The organism is Micromonospora sp. NPDC049799 (assembly GCF_040656655.1).
In the GTDB taxonomy this organism is placed as follows: domain Bacteria; phylum Actinomycetota; class Actinomycetes; order Mycobacteriales; family Micromonosporaceae; genus Micromonospora.
In genome coordinates this window covers 1-15439 of record NZ_JBFAMU010000078.1, presented here as the reverse complement: position 1 = coordinate 15439, position 15439 = coordinate 1, and the positions used below count along the sequence as shown (strand labels likewise).

Genomic DNA, 15439 nt, shown 5'->3' with positions numbered 1-15439 from the left:
CGCTGGTCGACGCCGACGCGCCGGTCGCGGTCGCCAGCGCCATCTGGCCGCACGGTCGCTGGCGCTTCGACGTGCGCGGCGAGGGCAACCACGCCGGTACGACCCGGATGGCCGACCGCCGCGATCCCATGCTGACGTACGCGTTCACGGTGCTCGCCGCCAACAAGGAGGCCCGGCTGCGCGACGCCCACGCCACGGTGGGCCGGGTGTCGGTGGAGCCGAACGCCACCAACGCCATCCCGTCGAAGGTGACCGGCTGGCTGGACGCCAGGGCGGCCGAGCCGGACACGCTGCGCGGCCTGGTCGAGGCGGTGCACGCCAAGGCCGCCGAGCGGGCCCGGCGCGACGGCACGGAGCTGACGCTGACGGAGGAGTCGGCGACGCCGCTGGTCGCGTTCGACGGGGGCCTGTCCGGTCGGCTGGCGACGCTGCTGGACGCCCCGGTGCTGCCCACCGGGGCCGGGCACGACGCGGGTGTGCTGGCCGCGCACCTGCCCACCGCGATGCTGTTCGTCCGCAACCCGACCGGGGTGTCGCACTCCCCCGCCGAGGCCGCCACCGACGCCGACTGCGCCGCCGGGGTCACCGCCCTGGCCCGGGTGCTGGAGGAGCTGGCATGCCGATGACCCGCTGGCTGGCCGAGTACGCCTGGCTGCCCGACCACGCCGAACCCACCCCGGACGTGCTGATCGAGACCGACGGCGGGCGGATCACCGGGGTCACGCCGCTGACGGCCGGGAGCCACCCACCGGCCGGCGTGGAGGTGCTGGGCGACGCGGTCCGGCTGCCCGGGCTCACCCTGCCGGGGCTGGCCAACGCCCACTCGCACGCCTTCCACCGGGCGCTGCGCGGGCGTACCCACGCCGGGCGGGGCGACTTCTGGAGCTGGCGCGACCAGATGTACGCGGTCGCCGCCCGCCTCGACCCGGACTCCTACCTCGCCCTGGCCCGCGCCGCGTACGCCGAGATGGCGCTCGCCGGCATCACCTGCGTCGGCGAGTTCCACTACCTGCACCACGGCCCGGACGGGACGCCGTACGACGACCCGAACACGATGGGCGCCGCCCTGGTCGAGGCCGCCGCGCACGCCGGGGTCCGGCTGACGTTGCTCGACACCGCCTATCTGACGTCCACGGTGGACGGTGAGCCGCTGGTCGGGCCGCAGCGACGCTTCGGCGACGGCGACGCGCTGCGCTGGGCCGAGCGCGTCGACGCGATGCCGTCGGAGAACGCCCACGCCCGCCACGGCGCGGCGATCCACTCCGTACGCGCGGTGCCGGCCGAGCAGCTCGCCACCGTCGCCGGGTGGGCGGATCGCCGGGGCGTACCGCTGCACGTGCACCTGTCCGAGCAGCCCGCCGAGAACGACGCCTGCCGGTCGGTGCACGGCCGCACCCCGACCGGGCTGCTCGCCGACCACGGCGTGCTCGGACCGCACACCACCGCCGTGCACACCACCCACCCGACCGGCGGGGACCTGACGCTGCTGGGTGACCACCGGACCGGGGTGTGCCTCTGCCCCACCACCGAACGGGACCTCGCCGACGGGATCGGGCCGGTCCGCCGGATGGCCGACGTGGGGATTCCCCTCAGCCTGGGCAGCGACAGCCACGCGGTGGTCGACCTCTTCGAGGAGGCTCGGGCCGTGGAGCTGGACGAGCGGCTGCGCACGCGGAAACGGGGCCACTTCGGTGCCGTCGAGCTGTTGACCGCCGCGACCGTCAACGGCCACGCCGCGCTGGGCTGGGGCGACGCCGGCCGGCTGTCGGTGGGCGACCGCGCCGACCTGGTCACCGTACGGCTGGACTCCGCCCGTACCGCCGGGGTGCCGCCGGTCGGGGTGTTCTTCGCCGCGACCGCCGCCGACGTCGCGCACGTCGTGGTCGACGGCCGGGTGGTGGTGCGCGACGGCCGGCACGTGGACGTCGACGTGCCGACCGAGCTGCGCGACGCGATCGCGGCGGTGACGACGTGAGCAGCCTGCTGGTGGACAACATCGGGGAGCTGGTCACCAACTCCGCCGACTCCGGCGACCTGCTCGGGCTGCGCCGCCACGCGGCCCTGCTGGTCGAGGAGGGCCGCGTCGTCTGGGTCGGCCCGGCGCGCTACGCGCCCGCCGCCGACCGGCGGATCGACGCCGAGGGGGCAGCGGTCCTGCCCGGCTTCGTGGACAGCCACGCCCACCTGGTCTTCGCCGGGGACCGGGCCGCCGAGTTCGCCGCCCGGATGGCCGGCGAGCCGTACACCGGGGGCGGCATCCGGACCACGGTCGGCGCCACCCGTGCGGCCTCCGACGGCGAGCTGCGAGCCACCGTGGGCCGGCTCCGCGGGGAGGCGCTGCGCCAGGGCACCACGACCATGGAGATCAAGAGCGGGTACGGCCTCACCGTCGCCGACGAGGCCCGCTCACTGCGGATCGCCGCCGAGTTCAGCGGGGACACCACGTTCCTCGGCGCGCACGTCGTCCCCGCCGAGTACGCCGACCGCCCCGACGACTACGTGGGACTGGTGTGCGGGCCGATGCTGGCCGCCGCCGCACCCCACGCCCGCTGGATCGACGTGTTCTGCGAGCGGGGCGCCTTCGACGCCGACCACGCCCGCGCGATCCTCGCCTGCGGGCAGGCCCTCGGTCTCGGGGTTCGGGTGCACGCCAACCAGCTCGGCCCCGGTCCGGGCGTACGCCTCGGGGTGGAGCTGGGCGCGGCCAGCGTCGACCACTGCACCCACCTCGACGACGCCGACGTCGACGCGCTCGCCGGCTCCGAGACGGTCGCCACCCTGCTTCCCGGGGCGGAGTTCTCCACCCGCTCGCCGTACCCGGACGCCCGTCGGCTGCTCGACGCGGGCGTCACCGTCGCGCTGGCGACGGACTGCAACCCCGGGTCGTCGTACACGTCGTCGATGCCGTTCTGCGTCGCCCTCGCCGTACGCGAGATGCGGATGACCCCGGCGGAGGCCGTGTGGGCCGCGACCGCCGGCGGCGCGCGGGCGCTGCGCCGCGACGACGTCGGCGTGCTCCGGCCCGGCGCCCGGGCCGACCTCGTGATCCTCGACGCCCCGTCCCACCTGCACCTGGCCTACCGGCCCGGTGTTCCCCTGATCCGCCAGGTCCTGCACAACGGAGTGCCGCAATGCCGCATGTAGTCATCCAGCCCACCGGGGTCTCCCCCGCCGACGTCCTCGCCGTGGCCCGCGGCGCCGCCACCGTCGTCCTCGACCCGGCCACGGTCGAGGCGATGGCGACGAGCCGGTCCATCGTGGACGGCATCGAGGCCGCCGGCCGCCCCGTGTACGGGGTCTCCACCGGCTTCGGGGCGCTCGCGAACACGTTCGTCGCGCCGGAGCGGCGGGCCGAACTCCAGCACGCCCTGATCCGCTCGCACGCCGCGGGCGTGGGCGCACCGATGCCGCGCGAGGTGGTCCGCGCCATGATGCTGCTGCGGGTCCGCTCCCTCGCGCTGGGCCGCTCCGGGGTCCGCCCGCTGGTCGCCGAGGCCCTGGTCGACCTGCTCAACCACGACGTGACGCCGTGGGTGCCGGAGCACGGGTCGCTCGGCGCGTCCGGTGACCTGGCCCCGCTGGCGCACTGCGCGCTGGTGCTGCTCGGCGAGGGTTGGGTGCTCGGCCCGGCCGGTGAGCGGATCGACGCCGCCGACGCGCTGCACCGGGCCGGCCTCAAGCCGGTCGAGCTGGCCGCCAAGGAGGGGCTGGCCCTGATCAACGGCACCGACGGCATGCTCGGCATGCTGCTGCTGGCGATCCACGACGCCGCCCACCTTTTCGCCATGGCCGACGTGACCGCGGCGCTGGCCATCGAGGCGATGCTCGGCTCGGAACGGCCGTTCCTGCCCGAACTGCACGCCATCCGCCCGCACCCCGGGCAGTCCACGTCGGCGGCGAACATCCACCGGCTGCTGCAGGACTCCCGGGTGATGGACTCGCACCGCGACGACCTGGCGCACGCGGTGCAGGACGCGTACTCGATGCGCTGCGCGCCGCAGGTCGCCGGCGCGGCCCGGGACACCCTGGACTTCGTCCGCACGGTGGCCGCCCGGGAGCTGGTCTCGGTGGTGGACAACCCGGTGGTGCTGCCGGACGGGCGGGTCGAGTCGACCGGCAACTTCCACGGGGCGCCGTTGGGCTTCGCCGCCGACTTCCTCGCCATCGCCGCCGCCGAGGTCGGTGCCATCGCCGAACGCCGGGTGGACCGGCTGCTCGACGTGACCCGCTCCCGGGAGCTGCCCGCCTTCCTGTCCCCCGACGCGGGGGTCAACTCCGGGCTGATGATCGCCCAGTACACGGCCGCCGGGATCGTCGCGGAGAACCGCCGGCTCGCCGCACCCGCCTCGGTGGACTCGCTGCCCACCAGCGGCATGCAGGAGGACCACGTCTCGATGGGCTGGGCGGCCACCAAGAAGCTCCGCACCGTCCTGGACAACCTGACCAGCCTGCTCGCCGTGGAGCTGCTCGCCGGCGTACGCGGACTCCAGCTGCGGGCGCCCCTGGTTCCGTCACCGGCCGGGCGGGCGGCGGTCGCCGCGCTCAGCGGCGCGGCGGGCGAACCGGGGCCGGACGTCTTCCTCGCCCCGCTGATGGAGGCCGCCCGCGCCGTGATCGCCGGCCCCGAGCTGCGCGCGGCGATCGAACGCGAGATCGGCCCGCTGGGCTGACCTCGACGGACCGCTGCCGTCCGCCGCGGGTCAGGCGGCGGGCGGCAGCACCTTGGCGACGAGCTTGGCCATCTCGCGGAGTGCCTTGCCCCGGTGGCTGATCGCGTCCTTCTCGTCCGGCGTCAGCTCGGCGTTGGTGCGGTCCTGGCCGTCGCCCAGGAAGATCGGGTCGTAGCCGAAGCCGCCCTCGCCGCGCGGTGCCCGCAGCAGCCGCCCGGCCTGCCGGCCGTCCACGAGGTGCTCCTTGCCGCCGGGCAGCACCAGCGCGACCGTGCAGACGAAGGACGCGCCCCGGTGCTCGTCCGGCAGGTCGGCGATCTGGTCCAGGACCAGCTCGAAGTTGGCCCGGTCGTCGCCGTGCCGGCCGGCCCAGCGGGCGCTGAACACGCCCGGCATGCCGTTGAGCGCGTCCACGGCCAGCCCGGAGTCGTCCGCGATCGTCGGCAGGCCCGTGCGTCGGCAGCCCTCGCGGGCCTTGATGAGCGCGTTCTCGCCGAAGGTCAGGCCGCTCTCGGGCAGCTCCGGGTACTCCTCGACGTCGTCCAGCCCGATCAGCGCCACCCGGTGCGCGCCGAGGGCGCCGTCGAGGATTCGCTGCAGCTCGACGAGCTTCTTGCGGTTACGGGTGGCGAGCAGGACCTTGTTCATGCCAGTGCCTTCCGCTGGGCTTCGGCCAGTTCCACGCAGCCGGCGACGGCCAGGTCGAGCAGCGCGTCGAGCTGGTCGCGGGCGAACACGCCGGCCTCGCCGGTGCCCTGCACCTCGACGAACTCGCCGGTGCCGGTGCAGACCACGTTCATGTCGACCTCGGCGGCCACGTCCTCGGTGTAGTCCAGGTCGAGGCGGGGCTCCCCCTCGATGACGCCCACGCTGATCGCGGCCACCGACCGGTGCATCACCTTCTCCGACTTGCCGGCGAGCGCCTTGCGGGCGGCCAGCCAGGTCACCGCGTCGTGCAGCGCCACGTACGCGCCGGTGATCGCGGCGGTGCGCGTACCGCCGTCGGCCTGGAGCACGTCGCAGTCGAGGACCACCGAGTTCTCACCGAGCGCCTTGAGGTCGATCGACGCGCGCAGGCTCCGGCCGATCAGGCGGGAGATCTCGTGCGTACGCCCACCGACCCGGCCCTTCACGCTCTCCCGGTCGGAGCGGGTGTTGGTGGCCCGGGGCAGCATCGCGTACTCGGCCGTCACCCAGCCCAGCCCGGAACCCTTGCGCCAGCGGGGCACGCCCTCGGTCACGCTGGCGGTGCAGAGCACCCGCGTGCCGCCGAACTCGACGAGCACCGAGCCCTCCGGGTGGGTGCTCCAGCCCCGGGTCAGGGTCACCGGTCGGAGTTGGTCGGGCCGCCGCCCGTCAGGTCGCGCCATGCCTGCACCCTATGCGGTGCCGTGATCGAACCGTCCCGCGGTGTCCCGAGGTGTTCAGGGGGCGGTCCCGGCGGGCCCGCCGCCCGCCGGTACGGGCGCGGCGGCGGTCGCCGGGACCGGACCGAGACGGTGGGCGCGCAGGAAGCCGGCCACCGCGGCCGGCCAGCGCGCCCGAGCGGTCACGACGCCGCCGGCAGGTCGAGCGCCGCCGATCCGGCGCGGACCGCGCGGTAGTGCCCGATCAGCTCGTCCCCCACCGCCGTCCAGCTGCGCCGGCTCACCGCCGCGCGGGCCGCCAGACCGTACGCGACGCGGCGCGGCCCGTCGCCGCCCAGCTGGGCCACGGCGGCGGCCAGCGCGGCGCCGTCGTCGGGCGGTACGAGCAGCCCGGTCACCCCGGACTCCACCAGGTCCACCGGACCACCGCTGGCCGGTGCCACCACCGGCACGCCGGAGGCCAACGCCTCCTGGATCGTCTGACCGAAGGTCTCGTGCGGGCCGGTGTGCACGAAGACGTCCAGGCTGGCGTAGAGCCGGGCCAGGTCGTCGCCGTGCCGCACCCCGAGGAAGCACACGTCCGGCAGCGCCCGTTCCAGCTGCCGCCGGTCCGGGCCGTCCCCCGCCACCACCACCCGGACACCCGGCAACCGGGAGATCGGGCCGAGCAGGCCGACCCGCTTCTCCGGGGCGAGCCGCCCGACGTAGCCGACCAACAGCTCACCGGCCGGGGCCAGGGAGCGGCGCAGCTCGTCGCACCGCCGGGCCGGCTGGAACCGCTCGGCGTCCACGCCCCGGCGCCACAGCCAGATCCGCTGCACACCGTTGGCGATGAGGTCGGCGGCGGCGCGGGTGGACGGTGCGAGGGTGCGCTGGGCGGAGTTGTGGATCTCCCGCAGCCGCCGCCAGGCCGCCGCCTCGCCCCAGCCGACGCGGTACGCGCGAGCGTACGAGGCGACATCGGTCTGGTAGACGGCGACGGTCGGCAGGCCGTGCCGGGCGGCGAGGGTGGCCGCCCGGGCACCGAGCACGAACGGGCTGGCCAGGTGGACGACGTCGGGGGCGTGCGACAGCAGGGCGCCGGTCAGCTGGGCCGGCGTCGGTACACCCAGCCGGAAACCCTGGTAGCGCGGCAGCGGCACGCTGGGAATCCGGATCACCGGGTACGGGTGCCGGTCGGTGTCCTGCCGGCGGGGTCCGGGCGGGGCCGGCGCGATGACCACCGGCTCATGGCCGCGGGCGACGAGATGTTCAGCCGCCCGGACCACCGAGTGTGCGACGCCGTTGACGTCCGGCGGGAACGACTCGGTCACGATGGCGATCCGCATGTCCACACCGTGGAGGTGTCACGGGTGCGTCAGACGACGGGATGCTGACGGCCCGGCGAACACTGCGGCAAGACCGGCCGCCCGGCGGGGTCAGACGTCGTAGCTGGCGCCGGGCCGGACCACTTCCAGCGGGCCCGGGTACGCGGCGGCCGCCGCGGCGAGCGTGTGCGCCTCGCTCCCCCAGGCCGTCACGAGGTGGGTCAGCAGCAACCGGCCGACGCCCGCCTTCGTCGCCGCCTCGCCGGCCTCCCGGCCGGTCAGGTGCAGGTCCGGCGGATTGTCCACGCCGTCGAGGTAGCTGGCCTCGCACAGGAAGACGTCGGCGTCCTGGGCGAGCCGCAGCAGCGCGTCGCAGGGGGCGGTGTCCGACGAGTAGCAGAGCACCCGACCCTCGTGCTCCAGCCGCACCCCGTACGTCTCGATCGGGTGGTTCACCCGGTCGACGGTGACCGTGAGCGGGCCGATCGGGAAGGTGCCGGGCTGGAGGGCGTAGAACTGGTACACGTCCTCGAGGGTGCCGTCCTCCTGCCAGTACGCGGCGGCGAGCCGGTCCGGTGCGCCGGCGGGCGCGTACACGGGCAGCGGCGGATAGGGGCCGTCCGGGGCGTACCGGCGGGCCACCACGTACGACGTCGCGTCGAGGATGTGGTCACAGTGCAGGTGGGTCAGCAGGATGGCGTCGGGGGCGTGCAGCCCCGCGTACCGCTGGAGGGTCGACAGCGACCCGGGACCGAAGTCCACCAGGAGGCGGAAGCCCTTTGCCTCGACGAGGTACGCCGAACACGGGGATTCCGGACTGGGGAAGCTCCCCGCGCAGCCCAGAACGGTCAACCGCATGGGGTCGCCCCGTCGTTACTTTCCGTAGTGTCCGCGCCGGCGGTCGCCCTCTGGATGATCTCTACCGACGCGTACGCCACGCAGCGCAGCCTACGCTCGCACGCCACGGGGCATGAATCATCCATGGGAAGTTGTCACGAAGGTGACACCCTCCTCGGATTTGGTGACCGGCGTTGCACGGCCCGTCACCACCGCCACTGAAGCCCTGGACGGCGACGGGGCCGCCGACAGATGCCGGCGGCCCCGTCCCGTCCGACCGGTCAGGCCCAGAGCTGGCCCTCCAGGGCGTCCTCGGCGTCGGCGAGCGTGCCGCCGTACGCGCCGGTGGACAGGTACTTCCAGCCACCGTCGCACACGACGAACGCCACGTCGGCCCGACGACCCTCGCGGACCGCCTCGTGCGCCACCGCCAGGGCGGCGTGCAGGATCGCGCCGGTGGAGAAGCCGGCGAAGATGCCCTCCACCTCCACCAGCTGCCGGGTACGCAGCACGGCGTCCCGGGTGCCGACGGAGAAGCGCCGCGACAGCACGGTGGCGTCGTACAGCTCGGGGACGTAGCCCTCGTCGATGTTGCGCAGGCCGTAGACCAGCTCGCCGTAACGCGGCTCGGCCGCGACGACCTGGATCCCGTCGACCTTCTCCCGCAGGTAGCGACCGGTGCCCATGAGCGTGCCGGTGGTGCCGAGACCCGCCACGAAATGCGTGATCGTCGGCAGGTCGTGCAGCAGCTCCGGACCCGTGGTCTCGTAGTGCGCCCGGGCGTTCGCCTCGTTGCCGTACTGGTAGAGCATCACCCAGTCCGGGTGCTCCGCCGAGATCAGCTTCGCGGTGGCGACCGCCTGGTTGGAGCCGCCCGCGGCCGGCGAGAAGATGATCTCCGCGCCGTACATCCGGAGCAGCTGCACGCGCTCGGTCGAGACGTTCTCCGGCATCACGCAGACCAGGCGGTAGCCGCGCAACTTGGCCACCATCGCCAGCGAGATGCCCGTGTTGCCACTCGTCGGTTCGAGGATGGTGTCGCCCGGCCGCAGCCGGCCGGCCTCCTCGGCAGCCCGGACCATGAACAGGGCCGCCCGGTCCTTGATGCTGCCGGTCGGGTTCCGATCCTCCAGCTTCGCCCACAGCCGCACCGGCGGCGCCCCGTCGGGCACCGTCGGAGACAGCCGCGGCAACCCCACCAGGGGAGTGCCGCCGCAGGCGTCGAGCAGGCTGTCGTACCGCGCCATGGCGACCGCCCTCAGCGGGCGGCGACCGGCGTGCTGCGCACGCCGTCGGCACGGTGCTGGCTGATCGCCGCTGCCGCGGCACGGTGCTGGCTGATCGCGGCTGCCGCCGCGAATCCGAACGCGCCGCCGGCCACGGCCGGCAGGATGGTCACGCTGTCGCCGTCGTTGAGCTTGGCGTCCAGCGCACCGAGGAAGCGGACGTCCTCGTCGTTGACGTAGACGTTGACGAAGCGGTGCAGGGCGCCGGCGTCGGTGACCAGGCGGCCCTTCAGCCCCGCGTGGCGCGAGTCCAGGTCGGTGAGCAGGTCGCCCAGGGTGTCGCCGGTGCCCTCGACGACCTTCGAGCCGCCGGTGTAGCTGCGCAGGATGGTGGGAATGCGAACTTCGATGGCCATGGTGACGTGCTCCTTGATCGGGTGTGCCAGGGGGTGACGGGACGCGGACGGGTGCTACGGCGCTGAGGTCAGCGGCCGGAACACTCGTAGTCGACCGTCGCCGGGCTCTGCCCGAACATGTAGGACTGCACGGCGTGCGGGTCCACCCCGGCGTCCAGGATCCGCACCGGCTCCTCCGTCACGACGCCGTCGACGATCCGGAAGGAACGGATCTCCTCGGTGTCGGTCTCGCGGGTGGAGACCAGCAGGTAGTGCGCGCCCGGCTCGCCGGCGAAGGAGATGTCGGTGCGGGACGGGTAGGCCTCGGTCGCGGTGTGCGAGTGGTAGATGACGACGGGCTCCTCGTCCCGGTCGTCCATCTCCCGCCACACCCGGAGCTGCTCCATCGAGTCGAACTCGTAGAACGTCATGGAACGGGCCGCGTTGTCCATCGGGATGTGCCGGGTGGGGGTGTCGCTGCCGGCGGGACCGGCGACCACGCCGCACGCCTCGTCGGGGTGGTCCCGACGCGCGTGGGCGACGATCGCGTCGACGATCGACCGGTCGATGCTCAGCACGCCGCCCAGCCTAACGCCTGCCCCGCTACAGCGGGAGGTGGCGACGGTCACCATCAGTCGATCAGCGCGTTGAGCAGGGACTCCTGGAGGTAGCCCAGATAGGCGTAGACCGAAAGCTGGAACACCCGGCTGGACGAGGGATCCTCGGCCACCGCGTCGTCCAGCTCCGCGCCGAGGTCGGTGCCGTCCTTGATCTCCAGCCGGACGCCCATGGCCAGGCGGGCGTCGTTGAGGGCCCGCAGCCACGCCTCGGCCGCCTCGGCATCGAGGCGGACCTCCCCGCCGGCGGAGTCCGGCAGGGCGGCGAGGATCGCGCCGGCCTGGTCGATCTTGGCGGTCTTGAGGTCGCCCTCGGTGTAGCGGCGGAACTCGGCGCTGGTCGAGGCGTCCTCCGGGTACGCGTCCGGGAAGAGCCGGCCGACCACCGGGTCGGTGTGGTCGAACCCGTCGGTCAGCAGGCCGACGACCTCGGAGGCCACCTTCCGCAGCACCCGGACCTCGTCCACCGCCAGAACGGCCACGTAGCGGTCGCCGTGGCGACGGAACATGCTCACGAGCGGTCCACCGTCGCCCAGAGGCCGTACGCGTGCAACTGCGAGGCGTCGTGTTCCATCCGCTCCCGGGCGCCGCTGCTGACCACGGCGCGGCCCTTGTGGTGCACGTCCAGCATCAGCTGCTCGGCCCTCTCCCTGCTGTACCCGAAGAGCTTCTGGAAGACCCAGGTCACATACGTCATGAGGTTGACCGGGTCGTCCCACACGATCGTCACCCATGGCCGGTCGGACGCCGGCACCTCATCGGTGGCCGGCGTCTCGACCGGTGCAACCTGCGGAGCCGCCATGCCCCCCATCGTGCCACCGGAATCCGCGGACCGAGGAACCGGAACGCCGGGGGAGTCCGGATCGTCCCGGAAGACCACCACCGGATCGGCCCCGTCAGGCAAGGAGGATGCCGTGGTCGACGGCGTCCGAGAGCACGGCGTCCAGCGCCAGGCGAACGACGTCGAACCGGCGGGACACCTCCTGGGTCAGCTCCAGCTCGACCTCGCGCAACGCCCGCTGGGACCAGGCCCGGGCGATGTTGGGGTCGTCGTTGCCCGGGCTGCGCCAGTGCTGCCAGCAGCCGCCCGAGAGTGCCACCGCCACCGGCGGGAGCACCTCGTCGCGGGGCGCCCCGGGATAGGCCACCACCGCGTCGATCGCGCCGGCACCGGTCAGGCCGGCCACGCCGCCCGTGCTGGTGACCAGGAGCACGCGGTCGAGGTCCGCTCCGCCCCGGTGGTCGACCAGCGCCCACCGCACGGCGGCGCAGAGCCGGCGTCGGACCCCTTCGGGCAGCGGTGTGCCGAAGACCGCGCCGGCAGCGTCGGCCAGCATCCCCCGTACGGCGTGGTCGCACTGGGCGGTCGCCAGCAGCGAGAGCGCCTCCGTCTCCCGGTCGAGCAGTTGCGGCAGGCCGGCGCAGCCGACCCCGAAGACGATCTCCTGCACGACCCGGAGATGGATGTTGGCGACCTCCAGCGCGAGGTGCTGGCGGATGCGCTGTGAACAGGACCGGGCCTGCCGTTCCAGCCGCTCCGACCATGATCCCGGCTGGGAGAGCACCGACACCCGCCCGTGCGAACCCGGCAGCACCGGCGGCTCGGCGCTCGCCCGCCGCAGCCCCTCGTCGGCGGCCCAGCCCACGAGGGCCCGGCGCAGGTCGGCGCTGTCGCCGTCGCGGATGGGGAACCAGCGGGCCCCGGCCAGCCCCGGAACGGCGGCCAGCAGGGTGGCCCGGTGCGCCTCGACGGTCACCGCGACCGGGTCCACCGGGTCGGCCGCAGGGGCCGGCCCGGCGAACCCCGCCTCGGCCGGACGAGCGGACGCCCCCGTGTCCTCCGTCGTCGGCAGGCCGTCGGACGCCGGCGCCCACCCGGTCACGCCGGGCGTCACCGCGAAGAACACCCGCACCGGAGAGCGGGCGAGGTCGGCGAGCAGGTGCAGCTCGGCCGCGGCGAACGCCTGGTCCGCCGCGATGACGAAGAGCACGGCACCGGCCCGCCCCGCCGCCTCAAGCAGCACCTGCCCGCCGGCGACGCCGAGTGCGGCGGTGTCCGGGGTGTCCACCAACGTGAAGTGGCGCAGGAGGGGCTCCGGCACGGTCAGCTCGACCCGGCGCGGCGGCCGGGCGAGGGCGGGGCCGGCGGCGAGCCGGTCGGCGCCGTAGGAGTGCGGCTGGCGGTAGCCCGGCACATACGCGGACCGGCTGGGCGACTTGGCGTGGCGCAGCACCAGCCAACTGCCGGCGGGCACGCCGAGCAGGGCGGGGTCCACCCGGAGCAGATCGGCGAGCAGCGCCGTCCGGCCGGCGGCGGCCGGACCGGCTGCGATCACGCCCAGCGGCTCCGCCGGGTCGGGCCGGGCCGCGCCCAGCCGTGCGGGCAGTGGCCGGCACTGGGGCAGGTCGGTGGAGCCGAAGGTGTCACCCGACATGTCCACCTCGGGGAGCGGACCCGGCTTCATCAGGCGGCCTCCCCTGCACGGCGACCGGCGGCAACCGGCCACGTCGATAGTCCGGCGTTGCGGAACCGGATGCCGGAAGAGTACGGGCACAGCGGTGCCACGGCGAACAGGTGGGGTACTCACCGGTAACTGTCGCGTTACTCAACTTCGGTGCGTGACGGTGTGCGCGCGTACGGCATTCCGTCGATATGCTGCCGCAATGAGTCGGTGGAGGTTCGTCGGTCGGGCAGACGAGTTCAACCGCCTGCTGACCGCGGTGACGGGCGCGGAGGGACGGGGTCTCTTCTTCTCCGGCACCGCCGGCATCGGCAAGAGCAGGCTGCTCCGCGAGGTGGTCGACGCCCTGCCCCGGGAGACGTACGCGGTCTGGCTGGTCGCGGCGAGCGCGACCACCGCCGCACTGCCCTTCGGCGGGCTGGTCCAACTGCTGCCCGCGGACCAGCCGCCCGGTCTCTCACCGGCCGGGATCCTGCGCTGGGCGCTCGACGTGCTCCAACAGCAGGCAGCCGGGCGGCGGATCGTCCTCGCCATCGACGACGCGCACCTGCTCGACCCGCCGTCGGCCGCGCTGGTGCACCTCGTGGCCCGGTCGGAGAACGCCACCGTCATCGGCACCCTGCGCGACGGCGAGCAGCTTCCGCTGCCGATCCGCGCGCTGTGGACGGACGGCCTGGTGGACAACGCCGAGCTGAGCCCGATGTGTCCGGCCGACACCGCCGGCCTCCTCGCCGCCATCCTCGACGAGCCGGTCGACCCGGCGTCCGCCGACCGGCTGGGCCGGCTGTCGGCCGGCAATCCGCTGCTGCTCCGCGAGCTGGTGCACGCCGCCGTCGGCAGCGGCGAAGTGACCAGCACGTACGGGGTGTGGAAGTGGACCGGCCGGCTGGAGCTGGCGCCGAGCCTCACCGAGCTGATCGACACCCGGATCGGCCGGCTCACTCCCGGCGTACGCGCGGTGGTCGAGCTGGTCGCCTTCGGCGAGCCGCTGGGCCTGCACCTGCTGAACAAGGCCGTCGAGCCGGAGGACGTGGAGACCGCCGAGGAGCGAGGGCTGATCACCATGGTCACCGACGACCGCCGGCTCGACGTGCGGCTCGCCCACCCGCTGTACGGCGAGGTCATGCGCCGGAACTGTCCGGTCAGCCGGACCCGGCGCCTGCAGGCCCGCCTCGCCGCCCTGCTGCAGGAGGTCGGCAGCCGGCGACGCGACGACCTGCTGCGGGTGGCCGTCTGGCGGCTCGACTCCGGCACGGCACAGGACGCCCCGATGCTGCTGGGCGCGGCGGTGCAGGCGTTCACCCGGTACGACGTACCGCTGGCGACCCGGCTGGCCCGCGCGGCGCTCGACACGGGTGGCGGCTTCGACGCGGCGGAGCTGTTGGCCACCATCCTCATGTTCGCCGACCGGCCGGACGAGGCGATCGAGGTGCTCGACGCGGTCGCCGCGGATCTCGGCGACGACCGGCGGCGCAGCCGGTGGCTGACCGTCCGCGGGATGGTCAGCTACTGGGGGCTCAGCCGGGAGTCCACCGTGGAGGAGATCGCGGCGCGGGGCGCCGAGCTCGTCGACTCGGCCGACCAGGCCCGCGTGCTGGCCTTCGAGGCCATCATGCGGCTGCACCGGCTCGACCTGGGTGCGGCTCTGCGGCTGGGCCGGACGGTGCTGGACCGGCCGGCCGCCAGCGTGTCGGCCCGCGAGCTGGCCCGCTGCACCATCGCGTACCTCCACGCGGCACAGGGGCAGCTGCGGCTCAGCGCCACCGCCGTCGGCCTGACCCAGTCGGAGGCGGCGCGCTGGCGGACCGACATGCCGTACCTGCAACTCGCCCTGGAGCTGGCGCGCGGCACCCGGCTGGCGATCGGCGGCGACCTGGCCGGCATCGACGCCATCGCGGCCGACGAGTTCGCCGACCTGGCCGGTGCCGGCGACTTCCGGCTCGGCACCGGCTACCTGGCCATCCTCCAGGCCTACGCGGCGCGGCTGCGGGGGCAGAGCGACGCGGCGCTGGGGATCAGCCTCAGTGCCTGCGCCGTGCTGGCCACCAGCCGGGTGTACGCGGGCCTCGCCCAGGCCGAACGGGCGCAGACGGCGGCACTGCGCGGCGACGCGGAGCAGGCGGCGGAGGCCATGGCCGAGGCGGACCGCACCCACGCCCCGAGCATGACGGTGCTCTACCCCTGGCTGGAGCAGGCGCGGGGCGCGGTGCTCGCCGCCGCCGGCGACCTGCCCGGCGCGGCCAAGCACCTGAGCGCCCTGGCCGACCGGCTGCGCGCGGACGGCCTCGCCGGCCACGAGGTGCACGTGCTGCACGACCTCGTCCGGCTCGACCAGGCCACCGCACCGGTCGGCCCGACCTGCTCCGACGGCAGCCGCCGGACCGTCGCGCAGCGGCTGTCCGAACTCTCCGAACGTGTCGACGGTGAGCTGGCGCCACTGCTGGCCCGGCACGCCCGGGCGGTGGCGGAGGGCGACGCCGAGGAGCTGCTGGCGGTCGCCGACGACCTCGCCGACCGCGACCTGGTGCTCTGGGCGGCCGAGGCGACCGCGACCGCGC

The 15439-nt window shown here is 74.5% G+C and carries 15 protein-coding genes; 5 read left to right on the top strand and 10 right to left on the bottom strand.

Translation table 11 applies throughout. From position 1 onward, the window contains the following. From AB0I76_RS09465 to hutH, 4 genes are all read left to right on the top strand, one after another. Positions 1-626 (top strand): M20/M25/M40 family metallo-hydrolase (locus AB0I76_RS09465; RefSeq protein WP_357032318.1); only part of this gene is annotated, 626 nt, incomplete at its 5' end. Beyond that, positions 623-1975 carry a formimidoylglutamate deiminase gene (locus AB0I76_RS09460; RefSeq protein WP_357032324.1) on the top strand — a complete coding sequence of 451 codons (1353 nt, stop codon included), beginning with the start codon at positions 623-625 and terminating at the stop codon, positions 1973-1975. The genes AB0I76_RS09465 and AB0I76_RS09460, both read left to right, overlap by 4 nt. Then, entirely contained in the window at positions 1972-3144 is a 1173-nt protein-coding gene (hutI, locus tag AB0I76_RS09455) for an imidazolonepropionase (protein ID WP_357032315.1), read from the top strand. Before AB0I76_RS09460 ends, hutI begins: the two co-directional genes overlap by 4 nt. Next, positions 3132-4670 (top strand): histidine ammonia-lyase, encoded by a 1539-nt coding sequence (hutH, locus tag AB0I76_RS09450; protein ID WP_357032312.1) that lies wholly within the window; start codon positions 3132-3134, stop codon positions 4668-4670. The genes hutI and hutH overlap by 13 nt, the downstream gene beginning before the upstream one ends. A gap of 30 nt (positions 4671-4700) precedes the next feature. On the opposite strand, the gene rdgB is transcribed toward hutH, so the two are convergent. The 10 genes from rdgB to AB0I76_RS09400 form a co-directional block, all read right to left on the bottom strand. Beyond that, on the bottom strand, positions 4701-5318 hold the full coding sequence (rdgB, locus tag AB0I76_RS09445) for an RdgB/HAM1 family non-canonical purine NTP pyrophosphatase (protein WP_357032309.1): 618 nt from the start codon (positions 5316-5318) through the stop codon (positions 4701-4703). After that, on the bottom strand, positions 5315-6040 hold the full coding sequence (gene rph, locus AB0I76_RS09440) for a ribonuclease PH (protein ID WP_357032307.1): 726 nt from the start codon (positions 6038-6040) through the stop codon (positions 5315-5317). The genes rdgB and rph overlap by 4 nt, the downstream gene beginning before the upstream one ends. 179 nt (positions 6041-6219) lie before the next feature. Next, a complete protein-coding gene (locus AB0I76_RS09435) occupies positions 6220-7365 on the bottom strand; it encodes a glycosyltransferase family 1 protein (RefSeq protein WP_357032304.1) in 1146 nt (381 codons plus the stop codon). 90 nt (positions 7366-7455) lie between these two features. Further along, entirely contained in the window at positions 7456-8202 is a 747-nt protein-coding gene (locus AB0I76_RS09430) for an MBL fold metallo-hydrolase (RefSeq protein WP_357032301.1), read from the bottom strand. 260 nt (positions 8203-8462) lie between these two features. Beyond that, positions 8463-9428, bottom strand: coding sequence for a pyridoxal-phosphate dependent enzyme (locus AB0I76_RS09425; RefSeq protein ID WP_357032298.1), 966 nt, complete (start codon positions 9426-9428; stop codon positions 8463-8465). Positions 9429-9439: 11 nt separating this feature from the next. Further along, positions 9440-9823 carry a MoaD family protein gene (locus AB0I76_RS09420; RefSeq protein ID WP_357032295.1) on the bottom strand — a complete coding sequence of 128 codons (384 nt, stop codon included), beginning with the start codon at positions 9821-9823 and terminating at the stop codon, positions 9440-9442. 68 nt (positions 9824-9891) lie between these two features. Beyond that, on the bottom strand, positions 9892-10380 hold the full coding sequence (locus AB0I76_RS09415) for a M67 family metallopeptidase (RefSeq protein ID WP_357032292.1): 489 nt from the start codon (positions 10378-10380) through the stop codon (positions 9892-9894). Between the two features lie 53 nt (positions 10381-10433). Next, on the bottom strand, positions 10434-10928 hold the full coding sequence (locus AB0I76_RS09410) for a DUF2017 domain-containing protein (protein ID WP_357032321.1): 495 nt from the start codon (positions 10926-10928) through the stop codon (positions 10434-10436). A 2-nt stretch (positions 10929-10930) separates the two neighbouring features. Then, positions 10931-11221, bottom strand: coding sequence for an ATP-dependent Clp protease adapter ClpS (gene clpS / locus AB0I76_RS09405; RefSeq protein ID WP_357032289.1), 291 nt, complete (start codon positions 11219-11221; stop codon positions 10931-10933). A gap of 94 nt (positions 11222-11315) precedes the next feature. Beyond that, a complete protein-coding gene (locus AB0I76_RS09400) occupies positions 11316-12884 on the bottom strand; it encodes a hypothetical protein (protein ID WP_357032286.1) in 1569 nt (522 codons plus the stop codon). 199 nt (positions 12885-13083) lie between these two features. On the opposite strand from AB0I76_RS09400, the gene AB0I76_RS09395 reads away from it, so the two are divergent. Next, positions 13084-15439, top strand: a 2356-nt coding sequence (locus AB0I76_RS09395; protein WP_357032283.1) for an AAA family ATPase, incomplete at its 3' end; no start/stop codon positions are given.

Excerpts from the sequence above, each read along its gene's own strand:
- AB0I76_RS09425 (WP_357032298.1), bottom strand. The coding sequence starts at position 9,428 with ATGGCGCGGTACGACAGCCTGCTCGACGCCTGCGGCGGCACTCCCCTG.
- AB0I76_RS09420 (WP_357032295.1), bottom strand. The coding sequence starts at position 9,823 with ATGGCCATCGAAGTTCGCATTCCCACCATCCTGCGCAGCTACACCGGC.
- AB0I76_RS09435 (WP_357032304.1), bottom strand. The coding sequence starts at position 7,365 with ATGCGGATCGCCATCGTGACCGAGTCGTTCCCGCCGGACGTCAACGGC.
- AB0I76_RS09410 (WP_357032321.1), bottom strand. The coding sequence starts at position 10,928 with ATGTTCCGTCGCCACGGCGACCGCTACGTGGCCGTTCTGGCGGTGGAC.
- hutH (WP_357032312.1), top strand. The coding sequence starts at position 3,132 with ATGCCGCATGTAGTCATCCAGCCCACCGGGGTCTCCCCCGCCGACGTC.
- rph (WP_357032307.1), bottom strand. The coding sequence starts at position 6,040 with ATGGCGCGACCTGACGGGCGGCGGCCCGACCAACTCCGACCGGTGACC.
- rdgB (WP_357032309.1), bottom strand. The coding sequence starts at position 5,318 with ATGAACAAGGTCCTGCTCGCCACCCGTAACCGCAAGAAGCTCGTCGAG.
- AB0I76_RS09430 (WP_357032301.1), bottom strand. The coding sequence starts at position 8,202 with ATGCGGTTGACCGTTCTGGGCTGCGCGGGGAGCTTCCCCAGTCCGGAA.
- AB0I76_RS09460 (WP_357032324.1), top strand. The coding sequence starts at position 623 with ATGACCCGCTGGCTGGCCGAGTACGCCTGGCTGCCCGACCACGCCGAA.
- AB0I76_RS09400 (WP_357032286.1), bottom strand. The coding sequence starts at position 12,884 with ATGAAGCCGGGTCCGCTCCCCGAGGTGGACATGTCGGGTGACACCTTC.
- clpS (WP_357032289.1), bottom strand. The coding sequence starts at position 11,221 with ATGGCGGCTCCGCAGGTTGCACCGGTCGAGACGCCGGCCACCGATGAG.